The organism is Aeromonas sp. Y311-2, from assembly GCF_027706025.1.
In the GTDB taxonomy this organism is placed as follows: domain Bacteria; phylum Pseudomonadota; class Gammaproteobacteria; order Enterobacterales; family Aeromonadaceae; genus Aeromonas; species Aeromonas veronii.
Genome location: NZ_JAPDCL010000005.1, coordinates 187541 through 202651 on the forward strand (window position 1 = coordinate 187541; position 15111 = coordinate 202651).

The 15111-nt window shown below is 58.8% G+C and carries 13 protein-coding genes, 2 tRNA genes and 1 pseudogene; 7 read left to right on the forward strand and 9 right to left on the reverse strand.

Annotated elements, in window-relative coordinates; translation table 11 throughout:
* Nucleotide 1: 1 nt before the first annotated feature.
* The 8 genes and pseudogenes from OKC42_RS07315 to lolB form a co-directional block, all read right to left on the reverse strand.
* Nucleotides 2–78 (reverse strand) — tRNA-Met (locus OKC42_RS07315).
* Nucleotides 79–312: 234 nt separating this feature from the next.
* The gene (gene ychF / locus OKC42_RS07320; RefSeq protein ID WP_005334961.1) at nucleotides 313–1404 is read right to left on the reverse strand and encodes a redox-regulated ATPase YchF; all 1092 of its coding nucleotides are present in this window, start codon (nucleotides 1402–1404) and stop codon (nucleotides 313–315) included.
* Between the two features lie 116 nt (nucleotides 1405–1520).
* The gene (gene pth / locus OKC42_RS07325) at nucleotides 1521–2117 is read right to left on the reverse strand and encodes an aminoacyl-tRNA hydrolase (protein ID WP_058059203.1); all 597 of its coding nucleotides are present in this window, start codon (nucleotides 2115–2117) and stop codon (nucleotides 1521–1523) included.
* A gap of 218 nt (nucleotides 2118–2335) precedes the next feature.
* Nucleotides 2336–4324, reverse strand: a complete 1989-nt coding sequence (locus OKC42_RS07330) for a bifunctional metallophosphatase/5'-nucleotidase (protein WP_270819355.1) — start codon at nucleotides 4322–4324, stop codon at nucleotides 2336–2338.
* A 116-nt stretch (nucleotides 4325–4440) separates the two neighbouring features.
* Complete coding sequence (locus OKC42_RS07335) at nucleotides 4441–5388, reverse strand: ribose-phosphate pyrophosphokinase (protein ID WP_005343846.1); 948 nt, start codon at nucleotides 5386–5388, stop codon at nucleotides 4441–4443.
* Nucleotides 5389–5583: 195 nt separating this feature from the next.
* A tRNA-Gln gene (locus OKC42_RS07340) sits at nucleotides 5584–5658 on the reverse strand.
* A pseudogene (gene ispE, locus OKC42_RS07345) lies at nucleotides 5638–6508 on the reverse strand (4-(cytidine 5'-diphospho)-2-C-methyl-D-erythritol kinase). The gene OKC42_RS07340 and the pseudogene ispE overlap by 21 nt, the downstream one beginning before the upstream one ends.
* On the reverse strand, nucleotides 6508–7086 hold the full coding sequence (lolB, locus tag OKC42_RS07350) for a lipoprotein insertase outer membrane protein LolB (RefSeq protein ID WP_005353907.1): 579 nt from the start codon (nucleotides 7084–7086) through the stop codon (nucleotides 6508–6510). The pseudogene ispE and the gene lolB overlap by 1 nt, the downstream one beginning before the upstream one ends.
* Nucleotides 7087–7212: 126 nt before the next feature.
* Between lolB and hemA the strand changes: the two genes are divergently transcribed.
* The 7 genes from hemA to OKC42_RS07385 all read left to right on the forward strand — a co-directional run bounded on the left by hemA (nucleotide 7213) and on the right by OKC42_RS07385 (nucleotide 14398).
* Nucleotides 7213–8472 (forward strand): glutamyl-tRNA reductase, encoded by a 1260-nt coding sequence (hemA, locus tag OKC42_RS07355; RefSeq protein ID WP_005362209.1) that lies wholly within the window; start codon nucleotides 7213–7215, stop codon nucleotides 8470–8472.
* 51 nt (nucleotides 8473–8523) lie between these two features.
* On the forward strand, nucleotides 8524–9612 hold the full coding sequence (prfA, locus tag OKC42_RS07360) for a peptide chain release factor 1 (RefSeq protein WP_042061304.1): 1089 nt from the start codon (nucleotides 8524–8526) through the stop codon (nucleotides 9610–9612).
* Nucleotides 9613–9673: 61 nt separating this feature from the next.
* A complete protein-coding gene (gene prmC, locus OKC42_RS07365; protein WP_270819357.1) occupies nucleotides 9674–10525 on the forward strand; it encodes a peptide chain release factor N(5)-glutamine methyltransferase in 852 nt (283 codons plus the stop codon).
* 56 nt (nucleotides 10526–10581) lie between these two features.
* A complete protein-coding gene (locus tag OKC42_RS07370) occupies nucleotides 10582–10965 on the forward strand; it encodes a SirB2 family protein (RefSeq protein ID WP_005334939.1) in 384 nt (127 codons plus the stop codon).
* 12 nt (nucleotides 10966–10977) lie between these two features.
* Nucleotides 10978–11778 carry a SirB1 family protein gene (locus OKC42_RS07375; protein ID WP_005334938.1) on the forward strand — a complete coding sequence of 267 codons (801 nt, stop codon included), beginning with the start codon at nucleotides 10978–10980 and terminating at the stop codon, nucleotides 11776–11778.
* Between the two features lie 183 nt (nucleotides 11779–11961).
* Entirely contained in the window at nucleotides 11962–12816 is an 855-nt protein-coding gene (gene kdsA / locus OKC42_RS07380; protein ID WP_270819359.1) for a 3-deoxy-8-phosphooctulonate synthase, read from the forward strand.
* A gap of 301 nt (nucleotides 12817–13117) precedes the next feature.
* The gene (locus OKC42_RS07385; RefSeq protein WP_270819360.1) at nucleotides 13118–14398 is read left to right on the forward strand and encodes a dicarboxylate/amino acid:cation symporter; all 1281 of its coding nucleotides are present in this window, start codon (nucleotides 13118–13120) and stop codon (nucleotides 14396–14398) included.
* A 118-nt stretch (nucleotides 14399–14516) separates the two neighbouring features.
* On the opposite strand, the gene grcA is transcribed toward OKC42_RS07385, so the two are convergent.
* Nucleotides 14517–14897, reverse strand: a complete 381-nt coding sequence (gene grcA, locus OKC42_RS07390) for an autonomous glycyl radical cofactor GrcA (protein ID WP_101529498.1) — start codon at nucleotides 14895–14897, stop codon at nucleotides 14517–14519.
* Nucleotides 14898–15111 lie beyond the last annotated feature (214 nt).

Genomic DNA, 15111 nt, shown 5'->3' on the forward strand with positions numbered 1-15111 from the left:
ATGGTGGCTATGACGGGATTCGAACCTGTGACCCCCGCATTATGAGTGCGATGCTCTAACCAACTGAGCTACATAGCCAACCTTGCTTCCGGTGAGTCGTTACCTCGTCACCGTGCGGGCCGAATTATGCGTATCTGGCTCTGGGGCGTCAACCCTTTTTTTGCCAGAAAAACGCAATTTGAGTGCGTTTGACCAGTTATTGGTCTCTGTTGCGCAAAAGCCCAACAATCTGCTTTTTTTTAAGACATTGCCATGATTGCCCGGGCAATGGCAGATAAAAAACAGGCCAGCAAATGCTGGCCTGTCATGGGATTAGACGTTGAACAGGAAGTTCATGATATCGCCATCTTTGACGATGTAATCTTTCCCTTCAGCGCGCATCTTGCCCGCTTCCTTGGCGCCTTGCTCACCCTTGTAGTTGATAAAGTCTTCAAAGGCGATGGTTTGGGCGCGAATAAAGCCTTTTTCAAAGTCAGTGTGGATCTTGCCAGCCGCTTGCGGGGCAGTGGCACCGACCGGAATAGTCCAGGCGCGTACCTCTTTCACACCGGCGGTGAAGTAGGTCTGCAGGTTGAGCAGCTGGTAGCCGGAGCGGATAACGCGATTCAGGCCCGGCTCTTCGATGCCAAGGTCAGCCATGAACTCGGCGCGATCTTCATCGTCCAGTTCGGCGATGTCCGCTTCGATGGCGCAGCAGACCACGACCACGACCGCGTTCTCGGCGGCGGCGATTTCACGCACCTTGTCCAGATAGGGGTTGTTCTCGAAACCATCTTCCGCCACGTTGGCGATATACATGGTGGGTTTCAGGGTCAGGAAGTTGAGGTGGCTCACGGCGGCCAGCTCTTCTTTATCCAGCTTCATGCCGCGGATCATCTGGCCGTTTTCCAGCGCGACCTTGATCTTCTCCAGGGTTTCCACTTCCAGCTTGGCATCCTTGTCGCCGCCTTTGGCACGCTTGGACTGACGGTGAATGGCGCGCTCGCAGGCGTCCAGATCCGACAGGGCCAGCTCGGTGTTGATCACTTCGATGTCGTCAGCAGGGGAGACCTTGCCGGCAACATGAATGATGTTCTCGTCGTCGAAGCAGCGCACTACGTGGCCGATCGCTTCGGTTTCACGGATGTTGGCCAGGAACTGGTTACCCAGCCCTTCACCCTTGGAGGCGCCGGCAACCAGACCGGCGATGTCGACGAATTCCATGGTGGTCGGCACAACGCGCTGCGGATTGATGATGGCAGCCAGCTGATCGAGGCGGGGATCCGGCATCGGCACCACACCTGTGTTCGGCTCGATGGTGCAGAACGGGAAGTTGGCGGCTTCGATACCGGCCTTGGTCAGCGCGTTGAACAGTGTGGATTTGCCTACATTGGGCAGGCCCACGATACCGCATTTAAAACCCATGGATTGTTACCTTACTTGATGGATGCTGTTGGGGGTCGCCCGCAGGCGGCCCATGTCATGCTTGTTCTGGTCGTTGCTCATGTACCGGCACAATGCCCGTACAGGGTCAAACCGACCTAACCCTTTTCAGCCTTGAAGCTGTGCAAGCGATTCATGGCCTTGGTCATATCTTGTTTGAACAGGATATCGGTGGCGCGCAGGGACTCGTCCAGCGCGGCGTCGATCAGGTTCTGTTCGCTGCTGGGGGCCTTGGTCAGGACGAAGCCAGCCACCTGCTCTTTGCTGCCGGGATGGCCGATCCCGAGACGCAGCCGGAAGAAGTTATTGTTGTTGCCCATCTTGGCGATGATGTCTTTGAGGCCGTTATGGCCACCGTGACCACCACCCTGTTTGAACTTGGCGATGCCTGGCGGCAGATCCAGTTCATCATGGGCCACCAGAATCGCTTCCGGCTCAATCTGATAAAAACGCGCCAGTGCGGCCACAGCCTTGCCAGAGAGGTTCATATAGGTGTTCGGGATGAGCAGCCGCACATCCTGCCCCTCGACCAGGATGCGGGCAGTATGGCCGAAGAACTTGGGTTCTTCACGCAGGCTGACATTGTGCCAGCGGGCCAGTTGCTCCACATACCAGGCGCCCGCATTGTGGCGGGTCTTGGCATATTCCGGGCCGGGGTTGCCCAGTCCGACGATCAGTTTGATTTCGCTTGTCACGCTTGATGTCTTCACTCGCAGCTGCCATGGGCACACTACCCAGGGCAATAGGACGCAATATTCTAGCCGCCGAGTGGCGATCACTCAACCAATGCGCATGTTATGGCGGGATTTGCAGCATTATTGCGGCCAATGGGTGGCTAACGGTGGGCAAACGGGCCTCTTGCAAGAGGCCCGTTTCAGCTTGCCGATGGATTATGCCCGGTTGACTACCGTCGTTATTTGGCACGCAGCAGGGTGACGGTCTCTTCATCCAGTGCGGTCAGGGTGGGACGGGCATCGCGCACATATTCCACGAAAGACGCTGCATCGGTGCCGCAATCCACGCCGCTGGCTTTGCAATCGAGGGGCTGGCCCGGGGCATAGACGGCACTCAGCAGTTCGCCGTTTTGTGCCACCTTCAGCACCGGGAAGGCGGTCAGCTTGCCATTGACGCTGGCGATATCGACCCGCTCGCTCTTCTGACGCTGGGCATTGGCCAGTGCCTGCCAGCCATCGTTGCCGTTGGCGCTGTAGGCGTTCATCACCACCCGATAGTGCTGGCTATCCACCAGATCTTGCCACTCGCCGCTTGCGGTCTTGCGCTGCAATTGGGTCAGGGTGCCCGCTTTGCCTGCGTCGGTCTCCTGGAAGGTGTAACGCAGGTGGCCGCCATAGGGGAACTTGCCGGCATGGGCGCTGGCGGGCAGGGTGGCGGTGATGGTCTCGGTCAAGAGGGCTCGCACCTCGGCGTCAGTCAGGGTCAGCACCGCGAGCTGGTTCTTGAACGGTAGCAGGGTGAGGGAGCTGTCCCCCTCACGCCACTCGCCAGCAGGCAGGTCGGCGCGCACACCCCCAACCGCCACCAGAGAAAAATCGACCGGGCCACCGGTCAGGGCCTGAACGGCCGGGGTATTGGCCCAGTAGAACTCCCCTTCGGCAACCAGCGGCGCTACATCTGAGCCGTGGCTGTCGCTGCCGTTGTCACCGGGACGACGGGCATTTTGCAGCTGCTCGGGGATGGTGCCGATCACCGGGCCGTAGGCTTTCTCCAGCGCCGGTTTGTAGTGGCTGTCGATGATGCCGCGCAGGCGCGGATCTTCATCCACGGTCACCAGATTTGGCTGGTTGTCGACAAACTGGCTTGCCTCTTTGCTGCGGGCGTCGTCGAGCGCTTGCTTGCGCGCCGCATCGGCGAAGAAGTCGCGGCTGGCCAGCAGGCTGTTGTGGCCTTGGCAGTCGGTCACCTGACCCTGGCTGTCAAAGGTCACCTGTGCCAGACCGATGGCCTGGGCGTAGGATCCCGCCTGCACCACGCAGGTTTTGCCGATGCCATCCGGATTGGTCACCAGCTTGGCGTAGTCGCCGGTCTTGCCCCAGCCGATATTGCGAAAATCGCCGAGCAGGCTGTGGGAGTGGCCGCCGACGATGGCATCGAGGCCGTTTACCTTGGCCGCCAGTGCCAGATCCCGCTCGTTGCCGATGTGGGTGAGCGCCACGATCTGGTGGATCCCCTTGGCTTGCAGCATGTCGACCGTGGCCTGAGCCGAGGCGACCTCCTTGCCAAAGCGCAGCTTGCCGACGTTGGGCGCGATATTGCCCATGTCTTCCAGTACCAGACCGATGACGGCGACCAGCTGTTTGCCTTGCGGCAGGTTGTCGAGATCGGTGACCGGGCTCTTCTGGTTGCCGTCAAAGGCGTAGACCACGAAGGGCTTGAGATTGTCAGCCTTGCTGAGGGCCGGATCGGCCTTGGTGTCGAGGTTGGCGGCCAGCACCGGGAAGTTGACCCCCTCGATGAAGCGGGCCAGCTTCTGGTTATCCAGATCGAACTCGTGGTTGCCCAGAGCCATGGCATCGAGGCCGAACTGGCTCAGCAACTCGGCGTTGGCCATCCCCTCGTTGAGCTTGAAGTAGCCGCTGCCCTGCCAGGCATCGCCGCCGTGCAGCAGCAGCAAGGGCTGGTTCTTGGCCAGCGCCTCGGCCTGATAGGCTTTCGCCATGGTCAGCAGGCGCGGATAACCGCCAAAGCGGGTATAGAGGGTGTCCGTCTCCCCCTGCTGGGCAAAGATCTGCCCTTTGATCTCCGCATTGACCGGATCAAACTGGGAGTGGGTGTCGTTCATGTGAGCCAGGGTCAGCACGAAGGGCGGGTTCTCTTTGACGGGCTGACAGGCGAACAGGGCGCAGGTGAGGGTCGCGAGCAGGAGGGGACGCAAGCAATTCATGGGTAAATCCTTAAGCCTGCCGGGGGCAGGGTCGTACCAGATAGCAGAAAGTTGGAAAGAGAAGGTCCAGAAAGACGAAAACCGCCTGATGGCGGTTTTCGTTATTGCTGAATCTATCAATGCTCAAACATGGCAGAGATGGACTCTTCGTTGCTGATGCGACGAATGGCTTCGGCCAGTACAGTTGACAGCGTCAGCTGCTTGACCTTGCCGACCGCTTTCATCTCCGCAGTGAGCGGGATGGAGTCGGTGATGATCAGTTCATCGATCACGGAGTTCTTGATGTTCTCGACGGCGGAACCGGAGAAGACCGGGTGGGTAGCGTAGGCGAATACACGCTTGGCACCGCGCTCTTTCAGGGCCTCTGCGGCTTTGCACAGGGTGCCGCCGGTGTCGATCATGTCATCAACGATGATGCAGTCGCGGCCTGCAACGTCACCGATCAGGTGCATGACCTGGGAGACGTTCGGGCGGGGACGGCGCTTGTCGATGATGGCGATGTCGGTGTCATCCAGCAGCTTGGCGATGGCGCGGGCACGCACAACGCCACCGATGTCCGGGGAGACGACGACAGGAGACTCGAGGTTCTTGGACTTCATGTCTTCCAGCAGCACCGGGCTACCGAACACGTTGTCTACCGGAACGTCGAAGAAACCTTGAATTTGCTCGGCATGCAGGTCAACGGTCAGCACGCGATCCACACCGACGCTGGAGAGGAAGTCAGCGACAACCTTGGCGGTGATGGGTACACGGGCGGAGCGGACGCGGCGGTCCTGACGGGCATAACCAAAGTAGGGGATAACGGCAGTGATACGGCCAGCTGAAGCACGACGCAGAGCATCCACCATGACGATCAATTCCATCAAATTGTCGTTGGTCGGGGCACAGGTGGATTGAATGATGAAGATATCGCCACCACGTACATTCTCATTGATCTGTACGCTGATCTCGCCGTCGCTAAAGCGACCTACGGCAGCATTGCCGAGTTTGATAAACAGGCGATCTGCGATCTTCTGGGCTAGTTCCGGCGTTGCGTTACCAGCAAACAGCTTCATGTCAGGCACGGTTTGAAACCTCGGGGTTGCATCCAGTATGTGGGGGAGTCTGAAATCAGACCCTATCGTTTTGGGGCAAACGATTTATCAAGATAACGTACAAGGTGTCTGCTGCCCAATGATTGTGATGATACCGGTAACCCGAATCCGTGGCCGAGTGCAAAACCGGCCACATTAATCATCATCAATACCGTTCGGTAAAATTGGCTGGGGTACTAGGATTCGAACCTAGGAATGGCGAGATCAAAACCCGCTGCCTTACCGCTTGGCGATACCCCAATCATTTGAACTGTTGCAATGTGGAGAAGAGAGGTGATATGTTCTCGCCCTTGGCGACAAACCCATCAAGTCCCTTCGGCACGCAGGCCAACACTTCCCGAGCAGTCACTTCGTCTTCAAATTGAGCAAAGACGCAGGCTCCTGTGCCCGTCATTCTTGACGGCGCGTATTCTAGCAACCAGCCGAGCGCATTGGCAACCTCGGGGTGGCGCTTTTTCACCAGTGATTCGCAATCGTTTTTCCACTCGCCTTCCAGCAGGTTGTCCAGCGCCATTTTCGGCGTGGCTCTCGGCAGGTCCGGATCCTGGAATACGGCTGCGGTCGCTACATGGCAATCGGGCTTGAGCACCAGATACCAGGCATCGGGCAGTTCGACCGGTTGCAGCCGCTCGCCCACGCCTTCGGCAAAGGCCGCCTTGCCACGGACAAACACCGGCACATCGGCCCCCAACTGGACGCCAAGCGCTGCCAGTTCATCTTCACTCAAACCCGCTTGCCAGAGGTGGTTAAGCGCTACCAGTGTGGTCGCTGCATCGGACGAACCGCCGCCAATGCCGCCACCCATGGGTAGCACTTTCTCCAGCCGGATATGGGCACCTTGCGGGCTCGACAGGGTTGCTTGCAGCAGGCGCGCCGCCCGGATAATCAGATTCTGCTCATCCGGCACCCCGGGAATGGCCGGGCTCAGGGTGAGTGTGTCGCTATTCGGTATCACCTCGAACTCGAGCCAGTCGCTGTGGTTGAGGAAGATAAACAGGGTCTGCAGCTCGTGATAGCCATCGGGACGACGGCCATTGACGTGTAGAAACAGGTTGAGTTTGGCCGGTGCCGGCCAGCGTGTGGAAGCCATTAACGTGCAAGAGTCCATTGGTTGATCTGAAGCTTGAGGCGGCTGTTCTGGCCGGTCATGGTCAGCTGGTGCGGCAGGCGGTAGCCATCCTGATCCCGATAATCGCCATAGACGATCTGCCACTGGCCGTCGCGCACGCTGGCCAGACTGCTGTCGGGGTTGAGTTCAAACTCCGCCTGACCCGGCAGCCCCTTGATCCACTCTGGCAATCCCGCAACCGGAATATTCCAGCCGGTCAGTTGATAGATGAGTGCTTCGGCATCCTGGCTCTGGTGGCGATTGCCGTCGCTGTCGAGCAGGGTGATCTCCCCTTTGCTGCGGGAGAGCTCCAGAATGCTGGTGCCGATCAGGCTGGTGAGGTTGAGGCGATAATCCTCCCCATCCTGCTGCCAGTTGAGACGGGCGCTGCCCTTTTGCTGTGGCGTGATGATGGCCATCTTGCCAGAGAGCTGCCAGTGGGTCAGCTGCTCGAGACGGGTCCGCTCCTGGTTCCAGTTCACCTGGTCACGCTGGGGCTGGGTGGTGGCACAACCGGCCAGCAACAGCAGGCAGGTGAGGGTAAAAATACGTAGCAGCAAGAGACGGCTCCAGAGAGAGGAATTTGCCACAGTATACGGGGCGGCCGTATTGCTTTTAAAGACTTACCCTTTCTCGTACAATTGGCAGCCTTTGCACCCAGCGTATGAAATGATCGTCGCCCACTCATGAGTTTGCTTGCCCTCGGAATCAACCACAACACCGCCAGTGTCGCCTTGCGGGAACGGGTCGCCTTTGGCCCGGACTGCATCGATCGCGCCTTGCGTGAGCTGGTGAGCCAACCCGGTGTCAGCGAGGCGGTGATCGTCTCCACCTGCAACCGGACCGAACTCTATTGCAATCTGGAGGAGGAGCGGCAGGAGCAAGTGCTGCGCTGGCTGCAGCAGTTCCACGGGCTGGACGCGGCCGAACTGGTCACTGCCATCTATCAGCATCACGATGAAGAGGCGGTGCGCCACCTGATGCGGGTGGCGTGCGGGCTTGACTCGCTGGTGTTGGGGGAGCCGCAGATCCTGGGGCAGATCAAGCAATCCTACGCTCATGCCCAGCAGGCGGAGTCGGTGAAGGGGGCGCTGGAGCGGCTGTTCCAGAAATCCTTCTCGGTGGCGAAAAGAGTGCGCACAGATACCGAGATTGGCGCCAGTGCGGTGTCGGTGGCCTTTGCCGCCGTCAGCCTAGGTCGGCGGATCTTCTCCGATCTCTCCCAGACCAAGGTATTGCTGGTCGGGGCGGGGGAGACCATCGAACTGGTGGCCCGTCATCTGCGCGAGCAGAACGTCACCAAGATGATGGTGGCGAACCGCACCCTGCAGCGTGCCCAGACCCTGGCTGCCGAATTCGGCGCCCAGGTGATGACGCTCGAAGAGATCCCCGACTATCTGCACGAAGCGGATATTGTCATCAGCTCGACCGCCAGCCCACTGCCCATCATCGGCAAGGGGATGGTGGAGCGCGCGCTGAAGGCCCGCCGCTTCAAGCCCATGTTTCTGGTGGATATTGCCGTGCCGCGCGACATCGAAGCCGAAGTCGATGAGCTCTCCGATGCCTATCTCTACACGGTGGATGATTTGCAGGGGATCATCGAGCAGAACCTCGAAACCCGTAAACGGGCTGCCGCGCAGGCGGAAGTGATCGTGCAGGAAGAGCGCGACGAGTTTATGGGCTGGTATCGCGGCCAGAGCTCGGTCGATCTCATTCGCGATTACCGCCATCAGTCACAGCAAGTGGCTGATGAAGAGTTGCAACGGGCCCTGCTGGCATTGGCGCAGGGCGAGAGTGCCGAACAGGCGCTCAAGGCGATGGCCCATCGCCTCACCAACAAATTGATCCACGCGCCGACCCAGGCGTTGCGCCAGGCTGCCTCCCAGGGGGATCAGAGCGAGCTCTCCCGCTTGCGGCAGGCGCTGGGGTTGTCACAAGAGCCATAATTTTCGGGCAACCTGCCGGTTGTCCCGTCCTCCATTGAGAATGCAAGAGTTATGAATCCGTCACTGATCAGAAAGCTGGAAGGCCTCATCGAGCGCCACGAAGAAGTACAGGCCATGCTCGGCGAGCCAGACGTGGTCTCGGATCAGGATCGCTACCGCGCCCTGACCCGCGAATATGCCCAGCTGGAAGATATCGTTCACGCCTTCCAGCGTTACCGTCAGGCTCAGGATGATCTGGAGACCACCCAGATGATGCTGGAGGAGGAGGATGCCGACCTGCGCGAGATGGCGCAGGAGGAGCTGCCGCTGGCCAAGGCCAATCTGGAGGCGCTGGAGCAGGAGCTGCAACTGATGTTGCTGCCCAAGGATCCCAAGGATGACAACAACTGCTATCTGGAGATCCGCGCCGGTGCCGGTGGCGATGAAGCGGCCATCTTTGCCGGTGACCTGTTCCGCATGTATTCACGGTTTGCCGAGCGTCAGGGCTGGCGCGTCTCCATCGTCAGCTGCAACGACGGTGAATATGGTGGCTACAAGGAGGTGATCGCCAAGATCGACGGCGAGCGCGTCTATGGCCGTCTCAAGTTTGAATCCGGTGGTCACCGGGTACAGCGGGTGCCGGAGACCGAATCCCAGGGCCGGGTGCACACATCCGCCTGTACCGTCGCCGTGCTGCCGGAAGTGCCGGAAGCCGAGCAGATCGAGATCAACCCTTCCGATCTGAAGATCGACACCTTCCGCGCCTCCGGTGCCGGTGGTCAGCACGTCAACAAGACCGACTCGGCCATTCGTATCACCCACCTGCCGACCGGGCTGGTGGTGGAGTGTCAGGACGAGCGCTCCCAGCACAAGAACCGCGCCAAGGCGATGTCGGTGCTCTCCGCCCGCCTGCAAGCGGCCGAGGATGAGCGCCACCGCGCCGCCGAGCAGAGCACCCGCCGCAATCTGGTGGGCTCCGGCGATCGCTCCGAGCGCATCCGTACCTACAACTACCCGCAGGGCCGCCTCTCCGAGCACCGCATCAACCTGACCCTCTACCGTCTCTCCGAAATTTTGGAAGGGGATCTGGACTGCGTCATCACCCCGCTGGTGCAGGAGTATCAGGCCGATCAGCTCGCCTCGCTGGCCGAGAACAACTGATGCAAATGGTGATCCGGCAAGCTCGCATTAAGTGTGGTGCCCGTAAGGTTGAGTGGCACTGATGCAGATCCAGCAGGCCCGCGCCCATATCATGACTGTGTTGGCTGAGGGGGAGTCCCCCCGCGCCGATGCCGATGTACTGCTCTGTCATCTGCTCGGGTGTCGTCGCAGCTATCTGATGACCTGGCCCGAACATGAGCTGGATGCCGCCCAGCAGGCCACCCTGCAGGGGTGGCTGGCCCGTCGTCTCAATGGTGAACCCATCGCCCATCTGGTGGGCGAGCGGGAGTTCTGGTCGCTGCCCCTCAAGGTGAGCCCGGCGACCCTGATCCCGCGCCCCGATACCGAGGTGCTGGTCGAGCAGGCGCTGACCAGAATCCCGCAAGGGCCTTGCGCCGTGCTGGATCTCGGCACCGGCACCGGCGCCATCGCGCTGGCGCTCAAGTCCGAGCGGCCCGAGGTCGATGTGTGGGCGGTGGATCGGATGGCGGATGCCGCGGCGCTGGCCCGCGAGAACAGCGCCGCGCTGGGGTTACCCATCGAGGTGCGCGATGGCAGCTGGTTCGAGCCCCTTGGTGAGCCGGATCGCGACAATACGCCACGTTTTGCGGTGATTGTCTCCAATCCCCCCTATATTGATGGCGCCGATCCCCATCTCGAGCAGGGGGATGTGCGCTTTGAGCCTCGCTCGGCGCTGGTTGCCGATGACGCCGGGCTGGCCGATATCCGCCACATCGTGGCCCATGCTCCCGCTTATCTGCTGACCGATGGCTGGTTGCTGCTGGAGCATGGCTGGGATCAGGGGGAGGCGGTGCGTCAGTTGCTGCGCGATGGCGGTTACCGCGAGGTAGCCACGGTGCGCGATTACGGGGATAACGACAGGGTTACGCTGGGCCTCTGCCCGCTGCGCTGACAGCCCCTTACTGTTACACGGCGGGTTGCCTGTGCGCCCCCATGCAAGGATTGAATATGGTTTTTGTGCTCAAACACCTGCACCTCACCCTGATTGCCGGGGCCGTGCTGATGTTTATGCTCCGCTTCTACTGGGTACAGACCGCCACTGGCCGAGCCTATAGCGCGCCGGTGATGAAGGTCAGCGGCTGGCTCAACGGTCTGGTGGTGCTCTCCGGCGTATTGCTCTGCATGGTGCTGGATCTCAACCCGCTCAATAACGGAACGCCCTGGCTCAGCGAGAAGCTGATGGCCATTCTGGTGCTGGTATTTCTGGCGGCGATGGCGCTGCGGTTGGCCAAAAGCAATCTGGTGCGCTGGTGCTCCTTTCTGGGGGCGCTCGGCTGGATCTACTTTATTGCCAAGTTGGCAGTGCTCAAACAGACGAGTGTGTTCGGCTAAGGCATGAAGAGAATGTTACACATAGACGAATGGACCGATTTCGAAGCCCACGACATCACCGAGCTGGCGTTGTCTGTCAGTGACGAAATTTATGGCTCGGTCGAGGAGGGGATGCGCGAGCTGAACCTGCTGGACGAGTGGCTGGACGAGCAGATCGAAGAGGGCACCTGCGACGAGGTACGCCAGCAGTTGCTGCAGGGCTTCTACCACAGCCTCGGTTTTCATGGCGACTGGCAGGACTATTTCTCTGCCAACAACTGCGATCTCAATCAGGTGCTGGTTCAGCGCAAAGGGATCCCGGTCAGCCTCGGCATTCTCATCATCCAGCTTGGGCGCAAGCTCGGGCTCGATGTGGAGGGGATCTGCTTCCCCGGCCACTTCTTGGTGAGCTTTGCTGGCGGCGAGGGGGAGGTCTATGTCGACCCCTTTACCGGCGACGAGCTGAGCCTGGCCCGCATCGAGCTGCTGCTGCGCGGTGCGTTGGGGGACTTGGCAACCCTGACCCCCGACTACCTGCAGCCCTCCGGCCAGTGGGAGATCATCGAACGGCTGCTCAACGTCAGCAAGGGTGCCCTGCTGCGGGAAGATCGCATGCCCGAGGCGCTGCGTTGCAGCGAGCTGTTGTTGCGGATGAAGCCTGGCGATCCGCTGGAGACGCGGGATCGCGGCTTTATCTACGAGCAGCTCGACTGCCCGCGCCAGGCTGCCGACGATTTTGAATATTTTATTGAACAATGCCCGGACGATCCGGTCGCCGATGTGCTGAAAGTGCAACTGGCCGCGCTGGATCTGAGCCCCAAGCCCCTCCATTAAGGGCGGCTTGAAACTGAAACAGAAGAATATCAAGGCCGCAGCGTCCGGTCGCAACGGAGTAACTAGGCTTCAGGCCCTTTTATTAAGGATGTCTTGGAGTTGAAATAGAAGAATATCAAGGCCGCTGCGCTCGGCTGCAACGGAGTAACTTGGCTTCAGGCCCCTTCATTAAGGAAGTCTTAGATGGAACAGAAGAATATCAAGATCAACCAGATCGACGTTGCAAACGACAAACCGTTCGTGCTGTTTGGCGGCATGAACGTGCTGGAATCCCGCGACATGGCGATGGCGGTGTGCGAGAAGTACGTGGAAGTGACCAGCAAGCTGGGCATCCCGTTCGTGTTCAAGGCGAGCTGGGACAAGGCCAACCGCTCCTCCATCCACTCCTACCGCGGTCCGGGTCTGGAAGAGGGGATGAAGATTTTCCAGGAGCTGAAAGCGACCTTCGGCATGCCGGTCATCTCCGATCTGCACGAACCCCATCAGGCCAAGCCGGTCGCCGAGGTGGTTGACGTTATCCAGCTGCCCGCCTTCCTGGCACGCCAGACCGATCTGGTGGAAGCCATGGCCCGCACCGGCAACGTCATCAACATCAAGAAGCCGCAGTTCCTCAGCCCAAGCCAGATGAAGAACATCACCGACAAGTTCGAGGAGTGCGGCAACGACCAGCTGATCCTGTGCGAGCGCGGTGCCAACTTCGGCTACGACAACCTGGTGGTGGACATGCTGGGTCTGGGCGTGATGAAGAAGAGCACCGGTGGCTATCCGGTGATCTTTGACGTGACCCACTCCCTGCAGTGCCGTGATCCGCTGGGTGCCGCCTCCGGTGGTCGTCGCGAACAGGTGACCGAACTGGCACGCGCCGGTATGGCGGTCGGTCTGGCCGGTCTCTTTATCGAATCCCACCCGGATCCGAAAATTGCCCGTTGTGATGGCCCGAGCGCCCTGCCGCTGGAGAAGCTGGAAGGCTTCCTCAAACAGATGAAGGCCATCGATGACCTGATCAAGAGCTTCGAACCCCTCGATACCTCGGCCTGATCCCGACGTAGTCATGCCTGATAAAAATGCCCCGCAATGCGGGGTATTTTTATATCTGCCATATTTAGTTGAAGACTCAAATTAATCTGTGAGCAAACAATTATTGGTTGCCGCGGTGTTAATGGTGTTAATTTTGTTGTGTGATTGATGTCTCTTAATTGTTTTTTATTACATGTAAAGTGGTGACCGTAGTAATGCAGAAACAGCATGGATCGGGTGAGGTACGCAGATATCTCGTCCGGCTATCTGCATGTTTATTGCTGCCATAACAATGTGCAATTAAATTAACAGGACGTTAATAATGCGAAAGAAACTATTTAGCAGCCTCTATTTTCAGGTATTGCTCGCGATTACCCTTGGGGTATTTCTGGGGCATGTCTATCCGGAACTGGGCGCCGATATGAAGCCCCTCGGTGATGGCTTCGTCAAATTGATCAAGATGATCATCGCCCCCGTTATTTTCTGTACCGTGGTTACCGGCATTGCCGGGATGGAGAGCATGAAGGCGGTTGGCAAGACCGGCGCCATTGCTCTGATCTACTTCGAGGTGGTCAGCACCATCGCCTTGATCATCGGGCTGTGCGTGGTCAACCTGCTGCAACCGGGTGCCGGTATGAACGTCGATCCGGCTGCGCTGGATGCCAGCGCCATCTCCGCCTATGCGGAGCAGGCCAAGTCCCAGGGCATTATCGCCTTTTTGCTGGATATTATTCCGGGCAGTGTGATCGGTGCCTTTGCCAGCGGTAATATCTTGCAGGTGTTACTGTTTGCGGTGCTGTTCGGCTTCTCCCTGCATCATATCGGTGAAAAGGGACAGATTATTTTCGGCGTCATCGACAGTTTCTCCAAAGTCATATTTGGCATTATCAATATGATAATGAGACTGGCGCCGGTCGGTGCATTCGGGGCAATGGCATTTACCATCGGCAAATATGGAGTAGGTTCACTTGTACAGCTGGGCCAGCTTATTGCCTGCTTCTATCTCACCTGCCTCTTCTTTATCTTCATTGTGCTGGGCAGCATCGCTAAAGCCTCAGGCTTCAGCATCCTGCGTTTCATCTCCTACATTCGCGAGGAGCTGCTGATCGTGCTGGGGACCTCCTCTTCCGAGTCGGTACTGCCGCGGATGCTGGACAAGATGGAGAAGCTGGGTTGTCAGAAATCGGTGGTGGGGCTGGTCATTCCGACTGGGTACTCCTTTAACCTGGATGGCACCTCCATCTATCTGACCATGGCGGCTATTTTTATCGCCCAAGCTACCAATACGCCGCTGGATCTGTTCCAACAGATCACCCTGCTGGTGGTACTGCTGATCTCCTCGAAAGGGGCGGCAGGGGTGACTGGTAGTGGCTTTATCGTGCTGGCGGCGACTATTTCGGCGGTGGGCCATCTGCCACTGGCTGGTTTGGCGCTGATCCTGGGGATCGACCGTTTTATGTCCGAAGCGCGGGCGTTGACCAACCTGATCGGTAACGGGGTTGCCACCGTGGTGGTCGCCAAATACTGCAAGCAACTGGACGAGAAGAAAATGGATGCAGTGCTCGGCGGCAAGGTCGGGCAACTGGAAGCGGACAGGGCGTAAGCGCTGTTTCCCCCGCACGGCCGCGTTGGCTGGTGCGGGGGCAATAAAAAAACGGCCAATCGGCCGTTTTTTTTTGTGCTGATACCGCAAGTATCAACTATTCACTGCAGGGCGCTGATTACAGGCTCTGGGTGAAAGTACGGGTAACCACGTCACGCTGCTGTTCCGGGGTCAGGGCGTTGAAACGCACTGCGTAGCCAGATACACGGATGGTCAGCTGCGGGTACTTCTCCGGGTTTTCGATAGCATCTTCCAGAGTTTCGCGACGCAGCACGTTGACGTTCAGGTGCTGGCCACCTTCAACAGCAGGCTCAGCCTGAACCGGCAGTTCGCGGTATTCGAACTGACCCAGCTCAGCCAGTTGCACTTCTTGATCGGCAGCGAAAGCATCGCCTTTGACGCAGATGCAGCGAGCTTGTTGCTTCTCTTCGTCCAGCAGCCAGAAAGAGTTCAGCAGAGCGGTGTTGGCGGCCTGGGTGATTTGAATGCCTTTGATCATGGTATGACTCCTCAATGGGAACGCGAATCCAACTGTAAGGAAATTACCCTGATGTATTTAAGCTACCGTCGATGGCGATGACTTAAAGGGCCCTTGCCTTACACCTTTTCTTTGATGGGGTCATATATACCACGGTGGTAATATTACCAAAATTGATCTAGATCAAGAAAATCCGACAAAACGCCATTTCAATGGGATTAAATTCTTGAGTTGA

Coding starts and splice junctions, on each gene's coding strand:
- ychF (WP_005334961.1), bottom strand. CDS start 1,404: ATGGGTTTTAAATGCGGTATCGTGGGCCTGCCCAATGTAGGCAAATCC.
- OKC42_RS07330 (WP_270819355.1), bottom strand. CDS start 4,324: ATGAATTGCTTGCGTCCCCTCCTGCTCGCGACCCTCACCTGCGCCCTG.
- hemA (WP_005362209.1), top strand. CDS start 7,213: ATGAGTTTGCTTGCCCTCGGAATCAACCACAACACCGCCAGTGTCGCC.
- prfA (WP_042061304.1), top strand. CDS start 8,524: ATGAATCCGTCACTGATCAGAAAGCTGGAAGGCCTCATCGAGCGCCAC.
- prmC (WP_270819357.1), top strand. CDS start 9,674: ATGCAGATCCAGCAGGCCCGCGCCCATATCATGACTGTGTTGGCTGAG.
- OKC42_RS07370 (WP_005334939.1), top strand. CDS start 10,582: ATGGTTTTTGTGCTCAAACACCTGCACCTCACCCTGATTGCCGGGGCC.
- OKC42_RS07375 (WP_005334938.1), top strand. CDS start 10,978: ATGTTACACATAGACGAATGGACCGATTTCGAAGCCCACGACATCACC.
- kdsA (WP_270819359.1), top strand. CDS start 11,962: ATGGAACAGAAGAATATCAAGATCAACCAGATCGACGTTGCAAACGAC.
- OKC42_RS07385 (WP_270819360.1), top strand. CDS start 13,118: ATGCGAAAGAAACTATTTAGCAGCCTCTATTTTCAGGTATTGCTCGCG.
- grcA (WP_101529498.1), bottom strand. CDS start 14,897: ATGATCAAAGGCATTCAAATCACCCAGGCCGCCAACACCGCTCTGCTG.